Below are 26227 nucleotides of genomic sequence, written 5' to 3' on the forward strand. Positions count from 1 at the left end.
TTCTAGATAATGTAAAAATTCGTTTGCCTTTTTTAGTATATTGCAATACTGGGTTAAACCATATTTAATGAATATAGTTATTCTATCTCGAAATCCTAACTTGTTTTCTACCGAACGCCTTGTTAATGAAGGCGAAAAACGGGGACATGATGTGGAAGTTATAGATCCTTTAAAGTGTGATCTTATTATTGAAAAAGAAAAGCCAACCATTTATTATAAAGATCGCTATTTAGATTATGTAGATGCTATTATTCCCCGAATTGGAGCTTCTGCAACTTTTTTTGGTTGTGCTGTGGTCAGGCAGTTTGAAATGATGAATGTATTTACTTCGGTCACATCGGATGCCATTATAAGATCCAGAGATAAATTAAGAAGTTTTCAAAGACTTTCTAAAGCTGGAATTGGCATGCCCAAAACAGTATTTACAAATTATTCAAGAGATGTTGAAAAAGTGATTGCTCATGTTGGAGGAACGCCTGTTATCATTAAACTTCTTGAAGGAACTCAAGGACTGGGTGTTGTTCTGGCTGAAACTAAAAATGCTGCGGAATCTGTTTTAGAAGCTTTTAATGGTTTGCAGGCAAGAGCTTTGGTACAAGAATACATATCGGAAGCTAGAGGTGCCGATTTAAGAGCTTTAGTCGTAGATGGACAAGTCGTTGGCGCCATAAAAAGACAAGGCAAAGAAGGCGAGTTTCGTTCCAACTTGCACAGAGGTGGTACTGCAGAAGTTATAAAACTTAATGAAGCTGAATTAAAAGTTGCCATGAAAGCATCGAGAGTATTAAAACTTCCTGTTTGCGGTGTAGACATGTTACAATCTGCAAGAGGGCCTCTACTTTTAGAAGTAAACTCAACCCCTGGCCTAGAAGGTATCGAAACTGGCACAGGCAAAAATATTGCTAAAAGCATTATTACTTACATTGAAAGAAATAGAAATAGCTAAACAAAATTAATGGCTAATACTAAAAATAATATATTGACCATTCTTGGCACATCTATAAAACCGGGAGAAAGTATAGAGGCTAATTTTGATGTCGCCAATTTACACACATCTACCCCAGTAAATGTACCAGTTATTATTGAACGTTCTAAAAAACCTGGCCCTGTAGTATTATTTACAGCTGGGATACATGGTGATGAAGTTAATGGCGTTGAAATTGTTAGGCAACTAATTGCAAAGGGTATCAACAAGCCAAAATGCGGTACTATTATTTGCATGCCTGTTATTAATATTTTTGGTTTTATAAATTTAAAACGCGAATTCCCTGATGGTCGTGATCTAAATCGCGTATTCCCCGGAAGTTCAAATGGTTCTTTAGCAAGTAGAGTCGCTCATAAACTCATACACGATATTTTGCCACACGCAGATTATATTATGGATTTTCATACGGGTGGTTCCGGTAGATTTAATGCACCGCAAATTCGTATTGCTCAAAACGAAAAACATCTGAGTGATCTAGCACAAATATTTGGAGCTCCATTTGTATTATATTCTAAGAATTTAAATAAATCTTTTAGACAAACCTGTGTTAAACTAGGAAAACCGTTACTCCTTTTTGAAGGAGGCAAGTCTTTTCATATAGACGACTTAATAACGAACTCTGGTGTTAATGGTGCTAAACGGGTTTTAGATCATTTAAATATGTTAGGCTCTAAATTTAAAGTTTCGACCCCTAAAAAAGATTGTATTTTTATAAATGAGAGCAAATGGAAACGTGCTAAATATTCAGGAATGTTTAAAGCTTCTGCCGGAATAAGTTCCAAAGTACAAAAAGGGGATATTTTAGGTAATATTACAGATCCTTATGGCAAGTTTAATTACTTTGTAAAAGCAGACAATACCGGATACATTATAAATGTTAATGAAGCTCCTATTGTTTATCAAGGTGATGCTCTTTTTCATATCTCGACAAAGCTTAAAGATTAACAGTTCAGTCTTAACTGGACATTTGAAATTATGTTACTTTTTTCGAACATTAATTACACAAATACCATATAAAAAAAATAAAAATAGAGACTATTTTTGTCAGACAATTCGTTAAAACGATTACTTTTATCGATTAAAAGCATTTTTTATCGTTTATTTGTTAAATTAATGTTATGTTTACTTCATTAAAAGGATTAAATTTCATCTCTCTAACACCATGGTTCAAATTAAAATGCCCCCAAAACCAATTGATAATAGTATTGGGTATTTGGAATTGAAAAATAATAACATTTATTGTTCTAAAGTTTTTTTATCTGATCTTGGATACTCTACGAAAAACAAAAAAATTAGTTTAGAATTCTTTTTAAGTAATCTTATTCATAAAGACGACAGTCATCAATTTAGAAATAATTATTTCAGTTTTATTAAAAACAGCATAGACTTTAGGCAGAGTATGCTAATTGAGTCTAAAAATGGAAAGTATAAAGAGTTTGTTTGCACAACAAATCATGATAACATTAACTTTAGTAACAATAGAGCAAAGTCTAAGTTTCTTTTTTTTAATAAACGGAAATATAAAACCAATAAAAAAGTAAAAAGGAATCAGTTTTATTATAAAGAAACCGCAGAGATGACATCAACTGGGAGTTGGTATGTGGATTTAGTAAAACGAAAAAGTTATTGGGATCAACAAACAAGGCGAATTTTAGAATACCCTGAAGATTATATTCCTTCTATAAATAAATCGGTTTCATATTACCCTGAAGCATATTTTGAACGCGTTAAAAATCTTTTTTTAAAGTGTTCTATTGAAGGTGAGTCGTTTAATTCAGAAATAAAAATGCTTACCAAAAACAATCGCGAATTTTGGGTAAAGGTTATGGGGAAACCTGTATTTAATGATAAGAAAAAAATCATTGGTGTACGCGGTATTTTTCAAGACATTGACGAAACAAAAGCAAAAGAATTGAGTTTACAAAGAACTTCGAATATCATTGCTTCTCAAAACAAAAGACTTTTCAATTTTGCCCATATAGTATCTCATAATTTAAGGTCTCATACTAGCAATTTATCGCTCGTAGTAGAATTAATAAACGCTACAGAATCTAAAGAAGAAAAATTAGAATTAATTAATACCGTAGAAGATATAGCATCTAGTTTAAATGATACTATAGAACATTTAAATGAGGTCGTCACAATACAGACCAGTACAAATAAAAGTATATCTCCCATTAAATTTAGCGAATCGTTAAAACACGTAAAAACATCTATAGGGCAAATAATAACAAAAAGCAGAGCAACGATAAACTCCGATTTTTCAAAAATCGATACCATCAATTATATCCCTGCTTATCTTGAAAGTATTTTATTAAATTTAATAACAAACTCGATTAAATATAAACATCCAGAACGAGATCCTGTAATAAAAATAAGGTCTTATGTAGAAAACTCTAAAACTGTTTTAGAAATAACCGATAATGGTGTCGGAATTGATTTAGAAAAATTCGGAGGTAAACTTTTTGGAATGTACAAAACATTTCATTACAATAAAGATGCAGTTGGAATTGGTTTATTTATAACAAAAAACCAAATAGAAGCATTAAATGGCGAAATTAATGTCTTTAGTGAAGTTGAAAAATTCACAACTTTTAAAATCACTTTCTAACATGAATAATAAACTCATCGAACTTGCTTGTATTATAGATGATGATGACATCTATACAAATCTGGTAAAGCGTGTTATTAAAACAAAAAAGCTTTGTGAAAATCTTATAACTTTTAAAAACGGAAAACAAAGTATAGATTATTTTGAAGCGTTACTTCAAAACTCAGACAATAACAAAATTCCAGATATTATTTTTATAGATTTAAATATGCCTATAATGGATGGCTGGGAATTTATTGAGCAGTTTAATAAAATAAAAAACCGGTTTAATAAATTAATTACGCTTTATATTGTAAGTTCATCTATAAACCCAGTTGATATTGATCGTGCAAAATCTTTAAATAGTGTTAAAGATTACCTTGTAAAACCCGTTGTTATTAATGAATTAGAAAATATTTTTAATGAAAGTGTTTGATTTTTTATTATCTTCTTATTAAATATATTTTAAATATTCCTTAAAAACTTAAAGGTTAATTATGATTAAATCTGAATTACGAAAAAAATACAAAGTACTTCGAAACGATTTATCGCTTTCTCAAATTGACGATTTAAGTATTGCTATTGCAAATCAAGTTTTAAAACTCCATATTTGGGAGCTTTCTTTTTATCATATATTTCTTGCTATTGAAGAACAGAAAGAAGTTCATACAGATTACATTCTCAATATATTATCAGGAAAAGATAAGAATATTGTTATTTCTAAAAGTGATTTTAAAACGGGGCTTATGACTCATTTTCTTTTAACAGATAATACAAAAATCAAAAAAAACAGTTATAACATTCCTGAACCCGTAGATGGTATCCCTATCGCTCCAAACACCATCGAAGTTGTTTTTATTCCGCTTTTGGGATTTGACAAAACAGGGAATAGGGTTGGTTATGGCAAAGGGTTCTACGATCGTTTTTTAACCGATTGTAAACCTGAAACTATTAAAATTGGAGTGTCTTTTTTTGATGCTGAAGACCAGATTACAGATGTTTATGAAAGTGATGTTAAGCTTGATTATTGTGTAACGCCTAAAACAATTTACACTTTTTAATTATTTACAATTTGTAAGTTCCCTAATTAACAACAGTATCTTCCTTCTTTTCATTTACAGGAAATGCTTTCTTATAAAAGATAATAAGCATAATAAACCCTACACTTATTGCAACATCAGCTACATTAAAGACAGGTTCAAAAAATGTAAAAAATTCACCTCCGTAAAACGGGATCCAATCGGGTAAATAATCATTATATAAAGGTAAATACAACATATCTACAACCTTACCGTGAAGCAAACTATCATACCCCCCCGCTTCTGGTAAAAATGTGGCAACTTGATTACGGCTACTATCAAATAAGACTCCATAAAAAACGGAATCTATTATATTACCTAATGCACCAGCAAATATTAAGGCTATGGCCAATAGCAATACTCTAGGGCTTTTATTTTTTGTTGCATTATACAACCAATAGCCAATAGCAAAAATAGCAACCACCCTAAATAAAGTTAATATTACTTTTGCTGCTCTATCTGATATAAATGACGTGAAATCACTAATTTTTGTCCCCCAGGCCATGCCATCATTTTCAATAAAAAATATTTTAAACCAACCAAAAACTTCAACGCTGTCCTGAAGTTTAAAATGGGTTTTTATATATATTTTACTTATTTGGTCTATAAGTAAAATAAGGATAATGATGAGGGTAGATTTTTTTAAGGACATAATGTTTGGACAAAAAAACGTCTCGCTTTAAGTCGAGACGTTTGGGGTATATATTTTATTGTTATTGCATATTCTTAGCTTCAATACTTAGTGTTGCATGAGGTACTAATTTTAACCGTTCTTTGTTAATTAGTTTTTTTGTAACACGGCAAATACCATATGTTTTATTTTCAATTCTAATTAACGCATTCTTAAGATCACGAATAAATTTTTCTTGTCTAATTGCCAATTGAGAATTAGATTCTTTGCTCATAACCGCACTACCTTCGTCAAATGCTTTAAACGTAGGTGATGTATCTTCAGTCCCATTATTATGGTCGTTCATATACGCACTTTTAATAAGTTCTAAATCATGTTGAGCTTTCTCAATTTTATCCGTAATTAGCTCTTTAAACTCTGCTAAATCTTTATCAGAATATCTTACATTTCCTTCTGTACTCATAATTTTAATGCTTTTGTATAAACAATTTGGTATTTACATCATCAAAAACAATTTCTATACCATTATCTAATTTATCAATTATTTCAAGTTCATTAGTTAACGTTTCCGTTTTAATATAGGCCATATTTGCATTAACAGCATTTATAACATGGTTATCTTTTTGAAGCCTTACATCAATTCTATCTGTTACTTCAAACCCCGAATCTTTACGTAAATTTTGTATACGATTAATAAGTTCCCTCGCAATACCTTCTTTTCGCAAATCATCCGATATCGTAACGTCTAAAGCTACTGTTAACGAACCTTCGTTTGCAACCAACCAACCTTCAATATCTTGAGATGTAATCTCTACATCTTCAAGCTCTAAAGTAATATTTTTTCCATTAATTTCAACATCTAAAACACCATTTTGTTCAATTTTTTTAATATCATCAGAATTAAAGGCTTTTATCGTGTTGGCAATTAGTTTCATTTCCTTACCAAAACGAGGTCCAAGCGCTTTAAAGTTAGGTTTTATTTGCTTTACTAAAATATCTGAAGCCTCTTCTAAAAGTTCAACACTTTTAACATTTACTTCATGTTTTATTAGCTCTGAAACAGCTAATATCTCTTCTTTTTGTTGATCATTATCAACTGGGATCATTATTTTTTGAAGTGGTTGACGCACTTTTATTTTTTCTTTTGCTCTTAACGACAAAACTAATGATGATATTGTTTGAGCGCTTTCCATTTTTCGCTCTAAACTTTTATCAACGAAAGCCTCGTTATAAACTGGGAAGTTTGCTAAATGTACACTCTCAAATGCTTCTTTTTGGGTAACCGAATTTAAATCTAAATACAATCTATCCATAAAAAATGGTGCAATTGGAGCTCCTAGCTTAGCAATGGTTATCATACAAGTATAAAGCGTTTGGTAGGCCGAAATTTTGTCTTGTTCATAATCCCCTTTCCAAAAACGCCTTCTACTTAAACGAACAAACCAGTTACTCACGTAGTCTTGTGTGAAATCTGAGATAGCACGTGCCGCTTTTGTAGGCTCATAATCGGCATAAAAAGTGTCTACTTTCTTTATGAGTGTATGTAATTCAGACAAAATCCAACGATCTATCTCTGGACGTTCTTCTAAAGCTATATCTGCTTCCGAGTAACTAAAATTATCTAAGTTAGTATATAAAGTAAAGAATGAATACGTATTGTAAAGCGTTCCGAAAAACTTACGCTTTACTTCTTCAACACCTTCTATATCAAATTTTAAATTGTCCCAGGGATTTGCATTACTAATCATATACCAACGTGTAGCATCAGCTCCATAATTCCCTAAGGTTTCAAATGGGTCGACCGCATTTCCTAAACGCTTCGACATTTTCTGTCCGTTTTTATCTAATACTAACCCATTAGACACTACATTTTTGTAGGCTACGGAATCAAAAACCATCGTTCCAATGGCATGCAAGGTATAGAACCAACCTCTTGTTTGATCAACACCTTCTGCTATAAAATCTGCTGGAAATGTTGTCCCTTTATCAATTAGGTCGGCATTTTCGAATGGGTAATGCCACTGTGCATAAGGCATCGAACCCGAATCAAACCATACGTCTATTAAATCGCTTTCGCGGAACATTTTTTGACCTGATGGTGAAATTAGTACAATGGCATCAACAATATTTTTATGTAAATCTATCTTAGCATAGTTTTCTTCTGAATTATTTCCAACTTCAAAATCTTCAAAAATATCTTTTGCTAAAACACCTGCCGAAACAGCTTTACTCATTTCAGATTTTAGTTCTTCAACAGATTCAATACAAATTTCTTCCTTACCATCTTCAGTTCTCCAAATTGGTAATGGAATCCCCCAATAGCGTGAACGTGACAAGTTCCAATCGTTTGCATTCGCCAACCAGTTACCAAAACGTCCTTCACCAGTACTCTTTGGTTTCCAATTAATGGAATTATTAAGCTCATGCATACGATCTTTAATATCGGTCACTTTAATAAACCAGGAATCTAAAGGATAATATAAGATTGGCTTATCGGTTCTCCAACAGTTTGGATAGCTGTGCTTGTATTTTTCAACCTTAAAGGCTTTATTTTCTTCTTTTAACTTAATAGCAATTTCTACATCAACAGAACGCTCTGGTGCTTCTCCATCATTATAATATTCGTTCTTTACATACTTTCCTGCATACACTCCCATTTCTGGTCTAAAGCGTCCTTGTAAATCTACAAGTGGTACCAAATTCCCATGTTCATCTTTTACCAACATAGGAGGTACTTCTGGTTTTGCCTGTTTTGCAACCAAGGCATCATCGGCTCCAAAAGTAGGTGCTGTGTGCACAATTCCAGTACCATCTTCGGTTGTTACGAAATCTCCAGAAATAATTCTAAATGCATTTTCAGGGTTATCGTTTGGTAAAGCATATGGTAATAATTGCTCGTAAGTAATTCCAACTAAGTCTTTACCAACAAAATCTTTAACGATATAAAACGGGATTTTTTTATCACCCGATTTATAATTTAATAATTCCGATTTATCTTCTACTTGATTGAATTTTCCTGAAAACTGATAGTTAACCAATTTCTTAGCTAAAACAACATGGATAGGTTCAAACGTATATTGATTATAAGTTTGAACTAATACATAATCAATTTTTGGCCCAACAGTTAATGCTGTATTACTTGGTAACGTCCATGGTGTTGTTGTCCAAGCCATGAAATATATATCACCTTCATTTTGTAAAAAGTCTGGTAATGAATCTGGATTTGCTTTAAACTGAGCTACGACTGTTGTATCAGTTACATCTTGATATGTTCCCGGTTGGTTTAATTCATGCGAGCTTAAACCTGTACCTGCCTTTGGTGAATATGGCTGTATAGTATATCCTTTATAAAGCAAGGTTTTACTATAAATTTGTTTTAATAACCACCAAACACTTTCCATGTATTTAGGATCATAGGTGATATATGGATCATCCATATCTACCCAATACCCCATTTTTTGTGTTAAGTCATTCCACACATCTGTGTAACGCATAACCGCTTTACGGCAAGCTGCATTATAATCTTCTACCGAAATGGTTTTTCCTATGTCTTCCTTAGTAATGCCTAATTCTTTTTCAACACCCAACTCAATTGGCAACCCATGAGTATCCCAACCTGCTTTACGCTTTACTTGATAACCCTTCATCGTTTTATAACGTGGAAAAATATCTTTAATAGCACGTGCTAAAACATGATGTACTCCAGGAAGTCCATTTGCAGACGGTGGCCCTTCATAAAACACATAGGGTTCCTTACCTTCTCGGGTAGAAACACTTTTTTCAAAAATGTTGTTTTCTTGCCAATATTGTAGTATCTCATTCGCTACATTTGGTAAGTCAAGTCCTTTATATTCAGGAAATTTAGTGCTCATTTACTCTTTATTCTAATAAGGATGCGAATTTAAGGAATTTTGAGAAAAATAGCGGATTAAATTGAAGAGAAATCAATTAATTATAATGAAGTATTAACACCTTTAACTAAAAAAACTAATACGCCAACTATTTGCAAACAAAAAGAGCCAAAACAAATATTTTGGCTCTTTTCCACTTTTACGAAAAAACTAAACTAATTAAAAACTATCTTTTTGGTAAGCACTTCATTCGTTTCTGTTCTTAAACAAACGATATAAGCACCTGTTGATATATTGTTAAACTTAAATCCATTTTCTAAACTTTCTGTTGGTACATTTTCAATTTCTAAAACTGTTTGACCCCTCATACTAATCAAAGCCATTTTTTTAACCCCACTCGTTAACTTTTTAGCAAATAAGGTGTTCGTTTTATTATGATAATAAACATAATTCTCTGTAAATGTAGCTTCTTCTGCACTCAAGGTCTTTGCTTCATTTTGGAAAACAATTTCAAACCTATTATTAAACTTCCCTTGTTCTGAGCTAAAACTGTACACTTCCTTTGTTGTTAGCTCAAAATAATCTCCTGTTAAATTATCCCTTAAATAGACCTCTTGATCGTCTTCTAAATTTTCTGTTTCTGTTATTCTTATTTCAAATGAATTATCTCCTGATGATTTAAAATTTAACGGTACTACTTTATCAGGAGTAATGGCACTATATGCTTGCATATTCATATTCTTGCCTTCTAAACTTAAATTAAAATCATTATTGGTAGATTCATCACTTTCTGTATCGTATCCATAATCGAATCCATCTGTGGTCGTTTCACTAAAACCTAAAAGCAACTCTCTTCTTGTTTCTGGTCCCGATGTTGAATTAAATTCTAGTCGAATTTTTTTCATCACATGACTATTATTGTCTACTTCACTATTTTTTGCTGTGCTGCTATCTTTTTTGGATTTTGTATTTGATTTAAGAAATGAAGACCCATTATTATAGGTGCCATCTGCATCGGATTCTTTTATGAATATACGCTGACTGTTATTAAATTCTACAGTACCATCTGCAACTATTTCTGTAATGAAACCCTGACCTACCGGAAGGTATCTTGATGGTGTTATAGTACCATCCTGTGAGCCATTGTGAGCTCCTTCTATTCCAACAAACTGATAAGCTCTAACAGATCCCAATTTATTTACCTGGGCGTAACCGCCTTTATACTGATCTAAACGATGTGAATTACCAGCCCATTGTTGCCATAATTGTAAGGTACCGTCTATAACACCTGCATTATCATCTATGAATTTATGAATATCTATAGCTGAAGGGTACGGGTTTCCTAATAAGTATTCTGTTTTTGACACGGATGTCACTGATCCTGCTCCTCCAACATCGGTTACATTTACTAGTATAGTGCCGTTATTTGGTTTTCCCTCAAATATATATTGTTGCTCTAAACCTGCATTTCCCGTTCCTTTTTGAGTGTATCCCACACCCGCTTCTAACGGGGTGCTTGGGGAAAAGGCAGCCCAATTCCAATATGTTAAACCATTTTTGAAGGTATATAACCAGTAGGTGCTAATTTTTCCAGCTTCGTCATAGGCTGTTGTAAAAGAAAAATTAACTCCAGACTCATCTTTTAGCATATTTAAATTGAAAGCTGTATTATTAGTATTATTGGTTGACCCATTATTATCTGTTAAACTTGTAACACCTATTGTTCCCACTGGCGATGACCAATAGTTATACCTATAAGCATTTGAAGTTCCTTCTTGGCGTCTTAAAATTTTGCCAGTTGCAGAAGTTACCAAATCACTATTTTCGGTTTGTATTAATTGACAATCATCCTCCAAATCTAAGGTTCCATTCAATTCTAAATACCATGAGTTTTCAACAAAATTCTCACTGTGAACTGTAAAAGTATTACCAGAATCAATTATTAAACCTGCAGTTTTAATTGAGTGACATGCTGATACATTGCTTGCTATTTTTATAATACTCCAATCTTTATTATTAGCTGTATTTTCAATATCCCAAACATCACCATGCTGCCATGTGGACTGTGTAGTCCAATTACCATTATTTGAGGTAATATAAGGCATTGGAGCTGTTTGATCTTGAATGGTTGTAATATAATTTATATATAATTCTTTATCATAACTTGAATAATCTGAGGTGGTCCCTTTTTTGATATTTGTCATCGGATAATAGGCTATCAAATTTGTCCAAGAAACGATATTACTTGTCGATGTATCTTCAATGTTTTTTCCGACAATAGAACCTATGGTATTTCCAGAATTATTTTCAATTTCCTGATACACCATCTTTTTTAATTGTTCTGATGTTAACACAACATCAAATACTCTAACCTCATCAATATCTCCTTTAAAATATTCTTTATTAGTAACATCACTTGAAAATCTACCAACTTCAAAGTTTCCGTTAGAGTCTTCAGTATTCTCAATAGCAGCTCCTGTACTTGCAACATTTGTAGAACTTAATAATGTTCCATCAACAAATAGTTGCATCAATCCTGTAGAACTAGTATAAGTAGCAGCTAAATGATGCCATTCATCAAAATTAATAGCACTGCAACTTATAGTCTCTTGTGCGTTTCCAGCAGTTTTAGTAGTAAATGATGGCATATTTCCGTTTTGTAACCATAGTTTACAACCTATATCTTCTCCCGCAATAGTCATATTAGTAGCATTCCCAGAATCAGATTTTACCCAAGCCATTATTGTTACATCATCTAACCCGTCTATAAATGATGTTCTGGATAAATAATCATCTATTCCATCAAAATCTATAGAAGCAATTGGCGGTGGGTTAATATCAAATAAATCTCTGTAATCTAAATCTCCACCTAAAGTGGCATCGCTATCAACATCGCCAAAAGAAGTTGTAAGATCTGCAACATCTCCGATGGTTACTTCATCATTAATGTCCAGAAAACCAGTTACCGAATCAAAATTATCATCTAGTCCATCATTATCAATATCGATGCTGTTAAGTGTATTTGCTTGGCCATTTTCTTGAATATCCGGTGTGCCATCATTATCTGTATCACTATCTAAATAATCTTTTAATCCGTCGCCATCTGTATCTTCCAATTGATTTAAATCGGTACCTCCCATAGCAGACTCATAAACATCATCCAACCCATTATTATTAACATCTGTAATACTACTACTTACATTACTTGGTGGGATATAACCAATTGTAGGTTGTGCTTCTACATTATCTGGAATACCGTCATTATCACTATCAATATCTACAGTATCTAAAAGAAGATCATCATCAAAATCACATTTAGAACTTACTCCAAAATTCGTTAATCTAACACCTGTATTGGTATGTGTTCCTGTTACTCCATATAATAAATCAACATGGGAAAACATATCAAACTCCATATATAAGTAAAAATCTGGATCGTCACCATTCGTACCTCCATCATCTGGTTCATAAGTCCAATCTGTATTCGGGGCAACAATTGTAGGGTCTAACCTGTACAACGTATAATTCGCAGGGTCTGGATTATTAATAAATCCTGCTTGCTCCAAATTAGTTGTAGCGCTTAAAGATGCTGTTACTGTTGATGTTACCGTTGAGGGATTAAACCCTGCTATTTCTGTAAAATCTCTATAATATCTGGTATCAATATCTCGCGACTCTAAAATGATATCATACAGAACTGTTGGGGTACCAATAGGGTTTCCCGGTGTTGCACTTCCTGCCTCAACCAAATCAAAAGAATAGGTTACATAATCATCACTACTAGAATCAAAAGTACTTACCCTTAGCTCATTATTACAATCTACAGTATATGAACCATTAATGGTAATGATCGTAAGAACAATATCATAATATTGATTTTGAAAATACAATGCATTAGAGTACACTACTTTTTCGCCAGCTTTTACATCACTTAAATCTGTAGCTGTTAGTAATGACGCATTGTTAAATTGAATAGATGCAGAACATTCGTAAGTATCAATAATCCCATCATTATCATCATCTATATCAACTGAATCATCTATACCATCTCCATCAGAATCTTGTGCAATAGAATAATTATACACACAAAAAACCATAAATAGGCTAAAAAGTAGTTTTGTTTTCATAATTAATAGATTTGGGTAAATCGAAATTATCTTATATTCAAACAGTTATGTATTTTTTTCGTTAAAAATTAAAAATTTTCTATCAAATACAATAATATCGATGAAATGCATACTATTTATATGCCGCTATTAAAATATTACACAGCTATTTGTAATAAAATCAAAATTACTAGTGAGGGAAAAGTATTTCAATTAACAAAATCGCTAGTTAGAAATCATTAATCTTATAGTACGTATTAAATACAGCACAATATTAATTCAAAAAATCGACAAAAACTAATAAAAATCAGACAAAATGAATAAAAAATACGACAAAACGTACAATTTGTGTTTTTAGAGCATATTTAAATTACCAAAAAATCAAATAAGAATATCAACTAAATCTTCAATTTTAGAGATAAGTTGAATTTTAATTACTGTATTTTTCAGGGAAATTTTATTGTATTTTGATACAAAAATAGAGGAGAATCCTAATTTTTCAGCTTCTAAAATACGTTGTTCAATACGTTGTACGGGCCGAATTTCTCCAGATAAACCAACTTCAGCAGCAAAACAAAAATCCTTTTGCAATGCTGTATCCTCGTTAGAAGATAGTATAGCAGCTACAACAGCCAAGTCAATAGCAGGGTCATCGACAGTTATACCTCCTGTTATATTTAAAAACACATCTTTTGCTCCTAATCGGAATCCTGCGCGCTTTTCCAAAACAGCCAATAACATATTAAGACGTTTGGCATTAAAACCAGTTGCACTACGCTGTGGTGTTCCATAAACTGCTGTACTTACTAAAGCTTGCACTTCTATCATTAGCGGACGCATGCCTTCCAAAGTAGCTGCTATAGCGTTTCCAGATAATTCCTCATCTTTTTTAGAAATTAAAATTTCTGATGGATTAGTAACTTCTCGAAGTCCGGAACCTTGCATTTCATAAATACCCAATTCATTAGTAGAACCAAAACGATTTTTATGGGCTCTTAAAATTCTAAATACGTGGTTACGGTCTCCTTCAAACTGTAGCACAGTATCCACCATGTGTTCCAAAATTTTAGGTCCGGCTATATGTCCATCTTTAGTAATATGACCAATCAATAAAACCGGCGTAGCTGTTTCCTTTGCAAATTTTATAAGTTCTGTGGTACATTCCTTTATCTGTGAAATACTTCCCGAAGAAGACTCAATATAATCACTATGTAAAGTTTGTATAGAGTCAATTATAACAATATCTGGCTGAAGCGCAGCGATTTGTTTGAATATGTTTTGTGTTTTTGTTTCTGTTAGTATATAACAGTTGTTGTTATTTGGGTTAACACGTTCCGCTCTCATTTTTATTTGTTTCTGACTTTCTTCTCCAGAAACATATAAGGTTTTATAAGGCAGTTTTAATGAGATTTGAAGTAATAGTGTACTCTTACCAATTCCAGGCTCTCCTCCAAGTAAAGTTAGAGACCCTGGCACTATACCACCTCCCAGCACACGATTAAACTCACCATCATAGGTGTCAAGTCGTGGTTCTTTAGAAACATCTATATCTTTAATTCGTAAAGGAACGGATGCTTTTTTTACTGTAGTGGTTGGGGTTTTCCAATCGTTTTTTTCTGGCTTTTGAATAACTTCTTCAACAATAGTATTCCATTCTTTGCAAGCATTACACTGCCCCTGCCATTTTGCATATTGAGTACCACAGTTTTGACAAAAAAAAGTCGTCTTCACTATTGCCATTATATCAGTTGAATTTTAAATGTATGCATGAAAAGTGAATTATTTTGAGGCTCATTTAATATTAATAACCAAAATCTTCTTTAATTAAATCTATTTTTTCAATCAATAAGTCTTTTGAAATGCCTGCAATTTCTTTTAAAGTATAAGCTGTTTGATAGGTACGCATCGCTTTTTTTGGTTCTCCCATTTCTTCATAAAAACGAGCTAAATAATAGCCTCCTAAGAGCGTGTCTGGATATTCATCCCTAGCCATTTTGCCCAGTGCTTCATAATACTCAAACTGTTCTGTTTTTTCAATAGCCGCCGAAATAGCTTTAAAATCATTAATTAGAATTTTCTTTTCTATCCCTAATACGTCATTAATTGTTTCATATTTTTCAACCAAATATTCTACGGGAGATGTTTCTAATTCAAGTATGGTCTCTTTATATTCCTTTTTACTAATAGGCTGAAACACTTTAAAAATATTTTCAATAGCATTTGGCAATGCATGTAAAGGTGCTGAGTAATGAGAGGGGGTTTCAAAACTATTAAAACTATAAAATAAATTGTCATTTTCTATAGCAGAAAGGTCTTTATTCAAGGCTTCTGTCATTTCCTTTATAGAACCAGGATCATTTTTAGTATTTGCTAAATAATAGAATAATTTAGACTCTAGTTTACTTAAACGTTCTGGAAGATAGTCTATCATATTGGGTGCTAATTCTGGACTAACTGTTATATAGCCTTGAAATAATGGCTGTGGCTTTAATATAAAATAGTTAATAAAATTAGCTGTTTCTCCATGACCAACAGCAACTTTAAAGTTAGTTGTTCTATATTTTTTTTCTATATACGGGATAAGCTCCAACCCTATAAACTCATAGAAAGCAGCTCCTGTATCAATTGGTAAAGAATTTTGCTCGGAATACATACAATCGTCAAATCGTTTATCAATCTGGTTAATTCCAACAACAATAGATTCTGGCATATCTTCCCAATAGGAGTAATAGTCTACATTTCCAACAACAGCTTCAAATAAATAATCGCCATCTAGCACTATAAATAACGGATAGGCTTTATCAGTGTTTGTTTTATAGCCTCTAGGTAATTGAATTTTTAATTCGCGATCTTCTCCAAGTTTAGAAGATTGAATGGTTTCGTATTTAACTTGCGCTCTTAGGTTTAAAGAAACAAAAAGTAATAAAAGGAAAACAACTGCTTTTTTCATTTTAAAATGATTTGAGTTTTTAATATTGGCAAGGTAATAAATAAGGTATAACAATTCAAACAGACTGCAACTGAAATCTATTTAGACTTAATTCTATTGTAAATAGGCAAATAAATTAGTGAGATACCTCCAAAAACAATAATCATAAGTGTTTGGGATGCCCACATAATCCAACCAAAAGCAATGCTTGGTTCTTCGGAAATTCCGAAAATTGAAAAGGCTGCATAAATAGCCAAAGGATACGAGCCTATACCTCCATTTGTTGCTGCAATACTAAAACTTGCAGAAATAAAACCTATTAAAATAGCTCCCATTGAAATACCATGTAGCTCTTCTATAGAAAAAGATGTTACATAAAACATAAGCACATACATTGCCCATATAAAAAGCGTATGAAAAATAAATGCCCATTTCTTTTTCATTTTAAAGATACTAAGTGCTCCCTCTATTAATCCATTAACAAACCCTCTAATTTTTAAAGCTATTTTAGAGTGACTCCTTTTTATATATCTTAAAAAGAAAAAAACCAGTAAAACTCCTATAGTCAGTGCAATTATAATTTTTGTTGGATTGAATTTTTCAATTAAAAACCCATATATGAATTCAAATTGAAGAAAAAGTGTAACCGCAATTATACCTAGCATAACTATCATATCTGCTATACGTTCGGCAACAATAGTTCCAAAACCTTTTTCAAAAGGTACATCTTCGTAATTGGTAAGTATAGAAGCTCTGGCCACTTCTCCTGCTCTTGGGATGGTATAGTTTATTAAATAAGTAGCAAATACAGCCATAATACTGTTACCTAATCTAATATTGTAACCCATGGGTTCCAATTGAAAACGCCAACGATAAGCACGGGATAAATGACTTAAAAGTCCTAAAAACATACCTAGAATAATCCATGTATAATTTGCATTTTTGGCATAAACTAGTAATTCTTCAACAGACACTTTTGATAATGAATACCAGACTAAAAAAACTCCCAGTAATAATGGGAGCGTAATTTTTAGCATTCTTTTTATCTTGTGGTTCAAAACCTTTATTTTAATAGGTTAGTTGCTTCATTTGGAAAGACTAAAGACGGCTTAAAACCCTTAGCCTCTTCAATATCCATAAAGGCATAAGTAATTAAGATTAATGTATCGCCAACCGAAACTTTTCTAGCGGCCGCACCGTTAAGTGTAATCTCACCACTTTTACGTGGTCCTGGAATACAATACGTTTCTAAACGTTCACCATTGTCATTATTAACAATTTGAACTTTTTCGCCTTGTATAATGTTGGCAGCTTCCATTAGATCTTCATCTATGGTAATACTACCTATATAATTGAGTTCTGCACCTGTGCATTTAACTCTATGAATCTTAGATTTTACTACTTGAATTTGCATGTGGCAAAGATAATTAATTTAGTGCGATATTATCAATAAGTCTAATATCATCTGCATATACTGCTATAAACGCTCTATACAATTTTTTGTTTGATTTTCGCTTTACTGGTTTTAAAGTTTCAACATCTGCAATAATAAAATATTCTAATTCTAATAAATTATGCGCTGCAAACTGATTCTCAACCCATTTCAATACTTTATTAGCACTATTTGTGCCAAAATGTTCTTTGGCAATTGTTAAAGTTTTATAGATAAAAGGAGCAGCTTCTTTATACTCTGTTTTTAATCGTGTATTTCTAGAACTCATTGCTAAACCACTGGCTTCTCGATAAATTTCACATCCAACTACATTAACTGGAATATGACATTTATCTACCAATTTTTTTATAATCTGTAGTTGTTGAAAATCTTTCTCTCCAAAGTATGCGTTATGTGGTTTAACTATATCGAAAAAACGTTTTACAATAGTACCAACACCATCAAAATGTCCATTACGAAATTTACCTTCCATTTCAAATTCCAATCCATCAAAATCAAACTTTTGAGACACCATATTGCCTTCATAAATGTCATCAACTGTAGGTGCATAAACTATGATACTATCTTTACTAACAGTTTCTAGCAAATCCATATCGCTTTTAAGCGTTCTTGGATATTTTTCTAAATCTTCTTTATTATCGAATTGTGTGGGATTAACAAAAATACTAACAACCACTTTATCATTATTATCCAGTGCTTTTTTAACTAATTGTAAATGGCCTTCGTGTAAAGCACCCATAGTAGGAACTAATCCAATGGTTAGCTGTTTTGTTTTAAAAGCATCAATAGCAGCCGTAATTTGTTGTTTTTCTGAGTAAAATTCCACCTTTTAATAAAAAATTAACGCTTGCAAACTTAAGATTTTACAACCAATTTGCATAAAATTTTGTACTTTTGCGTGTTTTTTATTTTGAATTTTCAAAAGCAATACTATCGAAAAAATAAGCTTTACAAAATTTCTCTTTAAAAAAAGGCCATTAATTGCTAGTTATATTCGACTGTAAAAAGTCAACAAAAACAATCATATGAAAGATAAGAGGATATTATACGTATCATCTGAAGTAGTTCCTTATTTACCAGAAACCGAAATCTCTTCTATGTCCTTTGAGGCACCTAGATTAGTGAATCAACAAGGCGGTCAAATAAGGATATTCATGCCTCGATACGGAAACATAAATGAACGCAGGCACCAATTACATGAAGTTATAAGGCTATCTGGTATTAACTTGGTGATAAATGATTTAGACATGCCTCTTATTATTAAAGTAGCGTCTATACCTAAAGAGCGTATCCAGGTTTATTTTATCGATAATGATGAATACTTTAAAAGGAAAGCGACATTAACAGATGAAGATGGTAAACTATTTTCAGATAACGACGAACGTGCTATTTTCTTTGCTAAAGGTGTTATTGAGACCGTTAAGAAATTAAATTGGTCTCCAGATGTTATCCATGTACATGGTTGGTTGGCATCATTATTGCCGTTATATTTAAAAGAATTCTATAAAGACGAACCTTTATTCAATGAAAGCAAAATTGTTACTTCGATTTACAATCAAAGTTTTAACAATACATTAAATAAAGATATGCTTAATAAGATTAAATTTGACAATATTAATGAAGATGCCGTTAGTGTACTAGAAGAACCAACATATAATAACTTGATGAAAGTTGCTGTTGATTATTCCGATGCACTAATTGAGGGATCGGAAAGTATTCCTGAAGATTTAAAATCATATTTAGAAGCATCTAATAAACCTGTATTAGAATACAAAAACAAAGATGAATTTGGTGAAGCTTACACAACATTTTTAAATACCAGCGTTTTAAGTTAACCTAACATATTCATTTAGCACATATATGAAAAAGACGATTAAAGCCCTTAAATTTTCCATAGTTTTTCTATTAATTACATTATCTTTTATTGCTTGCGATAAAGAGTTTAGTGTCATAGAAAGTGATGTTTTAGGAAAAGGAAATGCAAACTTTCTCACAGATTCAATGGATGTTCCTGTATCTGCATATAACAAAAAACTTAATGCGTTACAAATTAACAATTTGAGCTCAAATCTGCTTGGCTTTTTCGACGACCCAGAATTTGGACAAACCATTGCTAGCATTGTTACTCAAGTAACCCCAACGTCATTTAACCCAGCTTTTGGAGTGGATCCTGTTATAGATTCTGTTGTTTTAAGTATTCCATATTTCAGTAAGATTATTGGCACAAATACTGATGGTAATATATATTCTATAAAAGATTCTTTATATGGAGATTCAGAAATAAAATTATCTATTTATCATAATAATTATTTTTTAAGAAGCTTCAATCCAACGTCACCTAATAGCCCTCAAAATTATTTCTCTAATGGTGGTAGTAATAATGGTGTAGGTCCAACTGACAATTCTGCTTTTACAGAAAATAATACTATAAATTTTGATGACCATAAAGGGATTTTGTTACAGGATTTTACATTTAAACCTAGTGCTGAAGCTATAAAAACTAGCGTTGGAGAAGGTGCAGATAAAGTTACATCAAGAGGCGTTCCTGCTCTTAGAACATTTCTTGATGATACTGAGGATACTAAGAATTTTTGGAAAACTACATTTATAGATATCGAAGGACGACCTGAACTAAGTAATGCCAGTAATTTTAATGATTATTTTAGAGGTTTATATCTTAAAGCTGAGGCTATAGGTGGACAAGGGAATATGATTTTATTAGATATCAATTCTACAGATGCTAATATAACCATACACTATTCAAAAGGAGAAGAGAATTCCAGAACACAAGATGCATATACCCTTAATTTTAGAGGTGGAAATAAACTTAACACCTTTATTAACAATTACACTACAACATTCGCCGACGGAGATCCTAATTTAGGTGACGAAACACTTTATTTAAAAGGTGCAGAAGGCTCCATGGCTGTTGTAGATTTATTTGGTAATGAAGATGCTGATGGTGATAATACCCCCGATGCTCTGGAAGATTTTATAGATGACTTTAGAATATCTGATCCTGATGACGAAAGTGGGTACCTAAAAGATAACACAACAGGAAACTTTGTGCTAAAAAAACTTATTAATGAGGCTCAATTAATTATTTACGAAGACCAATCATTGACTATTTCCTCTCATGGTGAAGATGAAGAAGATTATCATAAATATGACAGGATTTATGCTTATGATATCGCAAATAATAGCATTATTGCTGATTATGAAACTGATCAAACAGAGAATACTCAATCGCCTCTAAGTTCTAGAATATTTCATTTAGGGCAACGAGATACCGATAAAAAATATAAAATACGTCTTACCCAACATTTAAATAATATTTTATTAAGAGACTCTACAAACACAAAAATAGGACTGGTATTATCTACTAATGTTAATTACATCAACAACGCTGAAATATTAAATAGTAATGATGATGGTGTTACTGCAGTTCCAGCTGCAGCTATTTTATCACCAAGAGGAACTATTTTACACGGAAGTGCTGAAAGTGTTGCTCCAGCAAAAAAAAGAATGAAATTACAGGTGTTTTTTACAGATCCAGAAGATAACTAAAAGATACTTTTGTGCAGAAAATTTTTACTAAGATGAATTTCATCGGATAAACTATTGTCTTTATGTAATTAATAATCACTATTTGAGATTTATTTTACATATTTGCTCGATCTAAAAATTAAACCTAACAAAAAAAATTACTTATGTGCGGAATTGTAGGATACATAGGCCCCAGAGAAGCTTATCCAATTATAGTAGAAGGGCTTAAACGTTTAGAGTATAGAGGTTATGATAGTGCAGGTATTGCATTATTTGACGGTAATGACCTTAAAGTTTCTAAAACCAAAGGAAAAGTAGTTGATTTAGAAGAACGTGTTGAAAAAGAAATCACTAAAAACGGATCTGTAGGTATAGGACATACACGTTGGGCAACACATGGTGTTCCTAATGATGTAAATTCACATCCTCATATTTCAAATTCTGGTGAATTGGTTATCATTCATAATGGTATTATTGAAAACTATGAGTCCCTTAAAAAAGAGCTAATATCTAGAGGTTACACTTTCAAATCAGATACAGACACTGAAGTATTAATTAATTTGATTGAAGATGTAAAAAAGCAAGAGAACGTAAAACTTGGTAAAGCAGTACAGATTGCTTTAAATCAAGTAATCGGCGCATATGCTATTGCTGTATTCGACAAAAACAAACCAGAAGAAGTTGTTATTGCTCGCTTAGGAAGTCCTTTAGCTGTTGGTATTGGTGAAGATGAATTTTTTATTGCAAGTGACGCTTCTCCTTTTATAGAATATACTAAAGATGCCATTTATTTAGAAGATGAAGAAATGGCCATTATTAGATTTCATAAAGGCATAAAAATTAGAAAAATTAAAGATGATTCTTTGGTAGATCCTTATGTCCAAAAGCTTCAAATAAATTTAGAGCAAATTGAAAAAGGTGGTTTTGATCATTTTATGCTGAAAGAAATTCACGAACAACCCAAAGCAATTACCGACACTTATAGAGGTCGACTTCTCAGACAAGAAGCTATTATAAAAATGGCTGGCATAGAAGATAATATGAAGAAATTCTTAAATGCCGATCGTATTATAATTGTAGCCTGTGGTACATCATGGCATGCGGGTTTAGTAGCAGAATATATATTTGAAGATTTGGCAAGAATGCCTGTAGAAGTGGAATATGCTTCTGAGTTTAGATACCGTAACCCTATAATTACAGAAAAAGATGTTATCATAGCTATTTCTCAATCTGGAGAAACTGCCGATACTTTAGCTGCTATTAAATTGGCAAAATCTAAAGGTGCTTTTGTATTTGGTGTTTGTAATGTTGTTGGTTCATCTATTGCCAGAGAAACTCATGCAGGAGCATACACACATGCTGGTCCCGAAATAGGTGTTGCATCCACAAAAGCTTTTACAACTCAAATTACAGTTTTAACCCTAATAGCTTTAAGATTAGCAAGAGCAAAAGGAACTATTAGCAGTTCAGATTTCCGTAATCATTTACTAGAATTAGAAATGATTCCTAAAAAAGTAGAAGAATCTTTAAAATCTGATGCCCATATTCAAAAAATTTCTGAAATCTACAAAGACGTTAGTAATTTTCTGTATTTAGGAAGAGGATATAATTTCCCTGTAGCACTAGAAGGCGCTTTAAAACTAAAAGAGATTTCTTATATTCATGCTGAAGGTTATCCTGCGGCCGAAATGAAGCATGGCCCTATTGCCTTAATTGATGAAAATATGCCTATTGTAGTCATCGCTACAAAAAAAGGGCATTACGAAAAAGTAGTAAGTAATATTCAAGAAATAAAATCCCGTAAAGGAAAAATTATAGGTATTGTAACCGAAGGAGATGTTCAGGTTAAAGAATTGGCAGACCATGTTATTGAAGTACCAGAAACTTTAGAATCACTTTCTCCGCTATTAACTACCATACCACTTCAATTATTGTCTTATCACATCGCTGTGATGTTAGGTAAAAATGTAGATCAGCCTCGAAACTTGGCTAAATCTGTTACCGTAGAATAATAATTATCATTATAAATTATTATCATACCTTATGACTTAAGGTATGATGATAATTTTCAGTAAATCTTCATTTTTTATACACATAAATCATTTTTAAACATGCTTTTTTGTTAAAAATGCTATGCGTGCATAATTTTTTTTTATTTTTATGTTGAAGTGACATTTAATATTTTTATATTGTTAGCTAAAATATAAACTAATTCTTACTAAATGAAGACAATTTTCTCAATTTTACTGTTGTTGTTTTGTGGATTAACTTATTCCCAAACAACTATTTCCGGCTTTGTTGTTGATGATAATAGCCAGCCTATACCTGGGGCTAATGTTATTATTGTTGGTACCTCAACAGGTGTCGTAACAGATTTTGATGGTAATTTCTCTCTTACTGTTAATCAAAACCCTCCGTTTAGCATACAAGCAAGCAGTGTTGGTTTTGAAACCGTTACCCAAGAGGTAACGTCAAATAATCAAAAGATAACCATTGTTCTTAAAGAAGGTACATCCTTAGACGAGGTTGTTATTTCGGCATCAAGAACACCAGAACGAATATTTGAATCACCCGTAACTGTGGAACGTTTTGGGTTGAAAGCAATAAAAAACACAGCTTCTTCAGATTTCTATGATGGTTTAGAAAACCTAAAAGGTGTTGATATTAACACAAATAGTTTAACCTTTAAATCTATTAATACTAGAGGTTTTGCAACATTCGCTAATACACGTTTTATGCAATTAGTTGATGGTATGGACAATGCCGCACCAGCTCTTAACTTTCCTTTAGGAAACCTATTAGGAATGATAGAAACAGATGTACAGAGTGTAGAGCTTCTACCAGGAGCAGCCTCTGCCCTTTATGGTGCTAATGCGTTTAATGGAATACTATTTATGCGAAGTAAAAGCCCTTTTGATCATCATGGTATTAGTGCTTACTATAAGCAAGGGATTACTTCTCAAGAAGCAGCAGGAGACAACGACTATAAAGATTATGGTATCCGTGTTGCTCACAAATTCAGTGAAAAATTTGCTGCAAAAGTTAATTTTAGTTACTTACAAGGAACCGATTGGGTTGCAAACGATACCAGAGGAAAAGATCGTACCACTACTTTTGTAGAGAGTAATAGCACCAGAGAAAATGACATCGATTATGATGGTGTTAATGTATATGGTGATATTGCTACAATTAATATTAAAACAGTAGCAGACAGACTTGCTGCTCTAGGACGACTGCCTAACCCTGATTTAGCTAATTTAGTACCTTCTGTTAATGTTAGTAGAACAGGTTATGACGAAGCAGATTTAACAGATTATGATGCCAAAAGTATAAAAACCGATTGGGGATTATACTATAGACCATGGGAGAATGATTTTGAAATTCAATACGTAGGTAAAATAGGTTCTGGATCAACTGTTTATCAAGGATCTAATAGATATTCTATCAAGAATTTCTTTTTACAACAGCATAAGCTGGAAATAAAAAACGATAACTTTTTCTTAAGAGGCTATGTTACTGCAGATAATGCAGGTGATTCCTATGACATGGTATTTACAGGTGTAAATATAAATAGACAATGGAAAACAGATGAAGTTTGGTTTGGCGAATACACAGGAGCTTTCATTGAAGGCACATTGGCTGGGTTAAATGCGAACCAAGCTCATGCTAATGCAAGGCAAGCCGCAGATACCGGAAGATATGAACCCGGAAGCCCTCAGTTTCAAAATGCTTTCAACACGGTGATAAACGATCCTGACGTATTAACTGGTAGTAAATTTAGAGATGAATCTAAAATCTATCATTCTGATGCCAACTATAACTTCAGTCATTTAACAGATTTTGCCGAAATTCAAGTTGGTGGTTCCTACAGAAAGTATGTATTAAACTCCTTTGGTTCCATCTATACAGATAAATTAGAAGAAATTCCATACTCTGAAGTTGGACTGTATACACAAATTCAAAAGAAGTTTTTAGAAGATGAGCGTTTAAAATTAACAGCATCTATTCGTTATGACAAATCAGAACTTTTTGATGCCTTTTTCTCTCCAAGATTATCCCTAGGTTATAATTTGGGAGAAGAGAATAACCATAACTTAAGAGCCTCTTTTCAAACAGGTTTTAGAAACCCAGATACGCAAGCTCTGTACATTGGTTTCAATGTAGGAAGTATTATTTTATTAGGTAGTGCACCAGATAATCCAGAAAGAGATTTAAGAACAGTTAGCGGAGATGATATTTCCACCACTGGACAAAGTATTATTGGTACTAGTTTTAATTATGACGGTACTGGAGCTTACAACAACTCCTTTACAAGAACTTCGGTGGCGGCATTTGCTGCTTCACAAAATCCTGCAGATTTAAAAATAGCTAATCCAGGTATTGTAAAACCAGAACAGGTTAGTTCTTTTGAAGCAGGCTATAGAGGAAAATTAGACAAGGTTATTATTGATTTTAGTGCTTACTTAAATCAATATCAAGATTTTATTACCACAGTAGATGTTGTGAACCCATATTATGGAGATGTGCAATTATCTCAAACAGCTCCTGGTGGAACTCCTTTAGCTATAGTTGCAGTAGCTAATAGTGATTTTCAAGCCTATAGAGCCTATACAAATACGACAGCAGATGTTAATTCTTATGGTGCGGCACTAGGCGTAACCACTAAAATATTTGGAAACTATGATTTAGGTATGAATTACACATATGCAAAATTAGATTTTGATCGTGATGCCAATCCAGATTTCCAAACAAACTTTAACACACCAGAACACAAAGTAAAAGCATCTTTTGGTAATACTAATTTATTTAAAAACTTCGGTTTTAATGTCGCTTGGAGATGGAGTGATAATTATGTTTGGGAAGCGTCTTTTGCTACAGCAGAAGTTCCTGCTTACCATGTTTTAGACGCTCAAATAAACTTGCGTGTACCCTCTTTAAAGTCAACCTTTAAAGCTGGTGCTTCCAATCTTTTAGGTGATGAATACTTTACAGCTGTGGGAACAGGCTTAATAGGTTCACAGTTTTACCTTTCATGGACAATTAATAACTTATAAAAA

18 protein-coding genes are annotated in these 26227 nt (G+C 32.5%); 9 read left to right on the forward strand and 9 right to left on the reverse strand.

The annotated features are described in order from the left end of the window. Positions 1 to 67 precede the first annotated feature (67 nt). The 5 genes from rimK (at position 68) to Q4Q34_RS05950 (ending at position 4636) form a co-directional block, all read left to right on the forward strand. Entirely contained in the window at positions 68 to 946 is an 879-nt protein-coding gene (gene rimK / locus Q4Q34_RS05930; protein ID WP_303316341.1) for a 30S ribosomal protein S6--L-glutamate ligase, read from the forward strand. A gap of 9 nt (positions 947 to 955) precedes the next feature. Next, complete coding sequence (locus tag Q4Q34_RS05935) at positions 956 to 1930, forward strand: succinylglutamate desuccinylase/aspartoacylase family protein (RefSeq protein WP_303316342.1); 975 nt, start codon at positions 956 to 958, stop codon at positions 1928 to 1930. Between the two features lie 217 nt (positions 1931 to 2147). After that, complete coding sequence (locus tag Q4Q34_RS05940) at positions 2148 to 3596, forward strand: PAS domain-containing sensor histidine kinase (RefSeq protein WP_303316343.1); 1449 nt, start codon at positions 2148 to 2150, stop codon at positions 3594 to 3596. Position 3597: 1 nt separating this feature from the next. Further along, positions 3598 to 4011: a response regulator gene (locus Q4Q34_RS05945; RefSeq protein WP_303316344.1), complete on the forward strand. Its 414-nt coding sequence runs from the start codon at positions 3598 to 3600 to the stop codon at positions 4009 to 4011. 61 nt (positions 4012 to 4072) lie between these two features. Next, entirely contained in the window at positions 4073 to 4636 is a 564-nt protein-coding gene (locus tag Q4Q34_RS05950) for a 5-formyltetrahydrofolate cyclo-ligase (RefSeq protein ID WP_303316345.1), read from the forward strand. Positions 4637 to 4658: 22 nt separating this feature from the next. Here the strand turns inward: Q4Q34_RS05950 and Q4Q34_RS05955 are convergent, their stop codons facing one another. From Q4Q34_RS05955 to panC, 9 genes are all read right to left on the reverse strand, one after another. Continuing rightward, entirely contained in the window at positions 4659 to 5306 is a 648-nt protein-coding gene (locus tag Q4Q34_RS05955; RefSeq protein ID WP_303316346.1) for a lipoprotein signal peptidase, read from the reverse strand. Positions 5307 to 5367: 61 nt separating this feature from the next. After that, positions 5368 to 5748, reverse strand: a complete 381-nt coding sequence (locus Q4Q34_RS05960; RefSeq protein WP_303316347.1) for a TraR/DksA family transcriptional regulator — start codon at positions 5746 to 5748, stop codon at positions 5368 to 5370. A 4-nt stretch (positions 5749 to 5752) separates the two neighbouring features. After that, entirely contained in the window at positions 5753 to 9157 is a 3405-nt protein-coding gene (gene ileS, locus Q4Q34_RS05965; RefSeq protein ID WP_303316348.1) for an isoleucine--tRNA ligase, read from the reverse strand. Between the two features lie 194 nt (positions 9158 to 9351). Next, positions 9352 to 13263, reverse strand: coding sequence for a LamG domain-containing protein (locus tag Q4Q34_RS05970; protein ID WP_303316349.1), 3912 nt, complete (start codon positions 13261 to 13263; stop codon positions 9352 to 9354). Between the two features lie 360 nt (positions 13264 to 13623). Beyond that, positions 13624 to 14982, reverse strand: coding sequence for a DNA repair protein RadA (radA, locus tag Q4Q34_RS05975; RefSeq protein ID WP_303316350.1), 1359 nt, complete (start codon positions 14980 to 14982; stop codon positions 13624 to 13626). Between the two features lie 61 nt (positions 14983 to 15043). Next, complete coding sequence (locus tag Q4Q34_RS05980) at positions 15044 to 16192, reverse strand: alpha/beta hydrolase (RefSeq protein ID WP_303316351.1); 1149 nt, start codon at positions 16190 to 16192, stop codon at positions 15044 to 15046. A gap of 77 nt (positions 16193 to 16269) precedes the next feature. After that, on the reverse strand, positions 16270 to 17208 hold the full coding sequence (locus Q4Q34_RS05985; RefSeq protein WP_303316352.1) for a lysylphosphatidylglycerol synthase transmembrane domain-containing protein: 939 nt from the start codon (positions 17206 to 17208) through the stop codon (positions 16270 to 16272). 26 nt (positions 17209 to 17234) lie between these two features. Beyond that, positions 17235 to 17585: an aspartate 1-decarboxylase gene (panD, locus tag Q4Q34_RS05990; RefSeq protein ID WP_303316353.1), complete on the reverse strand. Its 351-nt coding sequence runs from the start codon at positions 17583 to 17585 to the stop codon at positions 17235 to 17237. A 13-nt stretch (positions 17586 to 17598) separates the two neighbouring features. Beyond that, a complete protein-coding gene (gene panC / locus Q4Q34_RS05995; protein WP_303316354.1) occupies positions 17599 to 18450 on the reverse strand; it encodes a pantoate--beta-alanine ligase in 852 nt (283 codons plus the stop codon). Positions 18451 to 18649: 199 nt separating this feature from the next. Between panC and Q4Q34_RS06000 the strand changes: the two genes are divergently transcribed. The 4 genes from Q4Q34_RS06000 to Q4Q34_RS06015 all read left to right on the forward strand — a co-directional run bounded on the left by Q4Q34_RS06000 (position 18650) and on the right by Q4Q34_RS06015 (position 26224). After that, complete coding sequence (locus Q4Q34_RS06000) at positions 18650 to 19459, forward strand: glycogen/starch synthase (protein ID WP_303316355.1); 810 nt, start codon at positions 18650 to 18652, stop codon at positions 19457 to 19459. A gap of 25 nt (positions 19460 to 19484) precedes the next feature. Continuing rightward, on the forward strand, positions 19485 to 21191 hold the full coding sequence (locus Q4Q34_RS06005) for a DUF4270 domain-containing protein (RefSeq protein ID WP_303316356.1): 1707 nt from the start codon (positions 19485 to 19487) through the stop codon (positions 21189 to 21191). A 143-nt stretch (positions 21192 to 21334) separates the two neighbouring features. Then, positions 21335 to 23182: a glutamine--fructose-6-phosphate transaminase (isomerizing) gene (gene glmS, locus Q4Q34_RS06010; protein ID WP_303316357.1), complete on the forward strand. Its 1848-nt coding sequence runs from the start codon at positions 21335 to 21337 to the stop codon at positions 23180 to 23182. A 210-nt stretch (positions 23183 to 23392) separates the two neighbouring features. Then, the gene (locus Q4Q34_RS06015; protein ID WP_303316358.1) at positions 23393 to 26224 is read left to right on the forward strand and encodes a TonB-dependent receptor; all 2832 of its coding nucleotides are present in this window, start codon (positions 23393 to 23395) and stop codon (positions 26222 to 26224) included. The last annotated feature ends 3 nt before the right edge of the window (positions 26225 to 26227 follow it).

It is taken from the genome of Flavivirga abyssicola (assembly GCF_030540775.2).
Taxonomy (GTDB): domain Bacteria; phylum Bacteroidota; class Bacteroidia; order Flavobacteriales; family Flavobacteriaceae; genus Flavivirga; species Flavivirga abyssicola.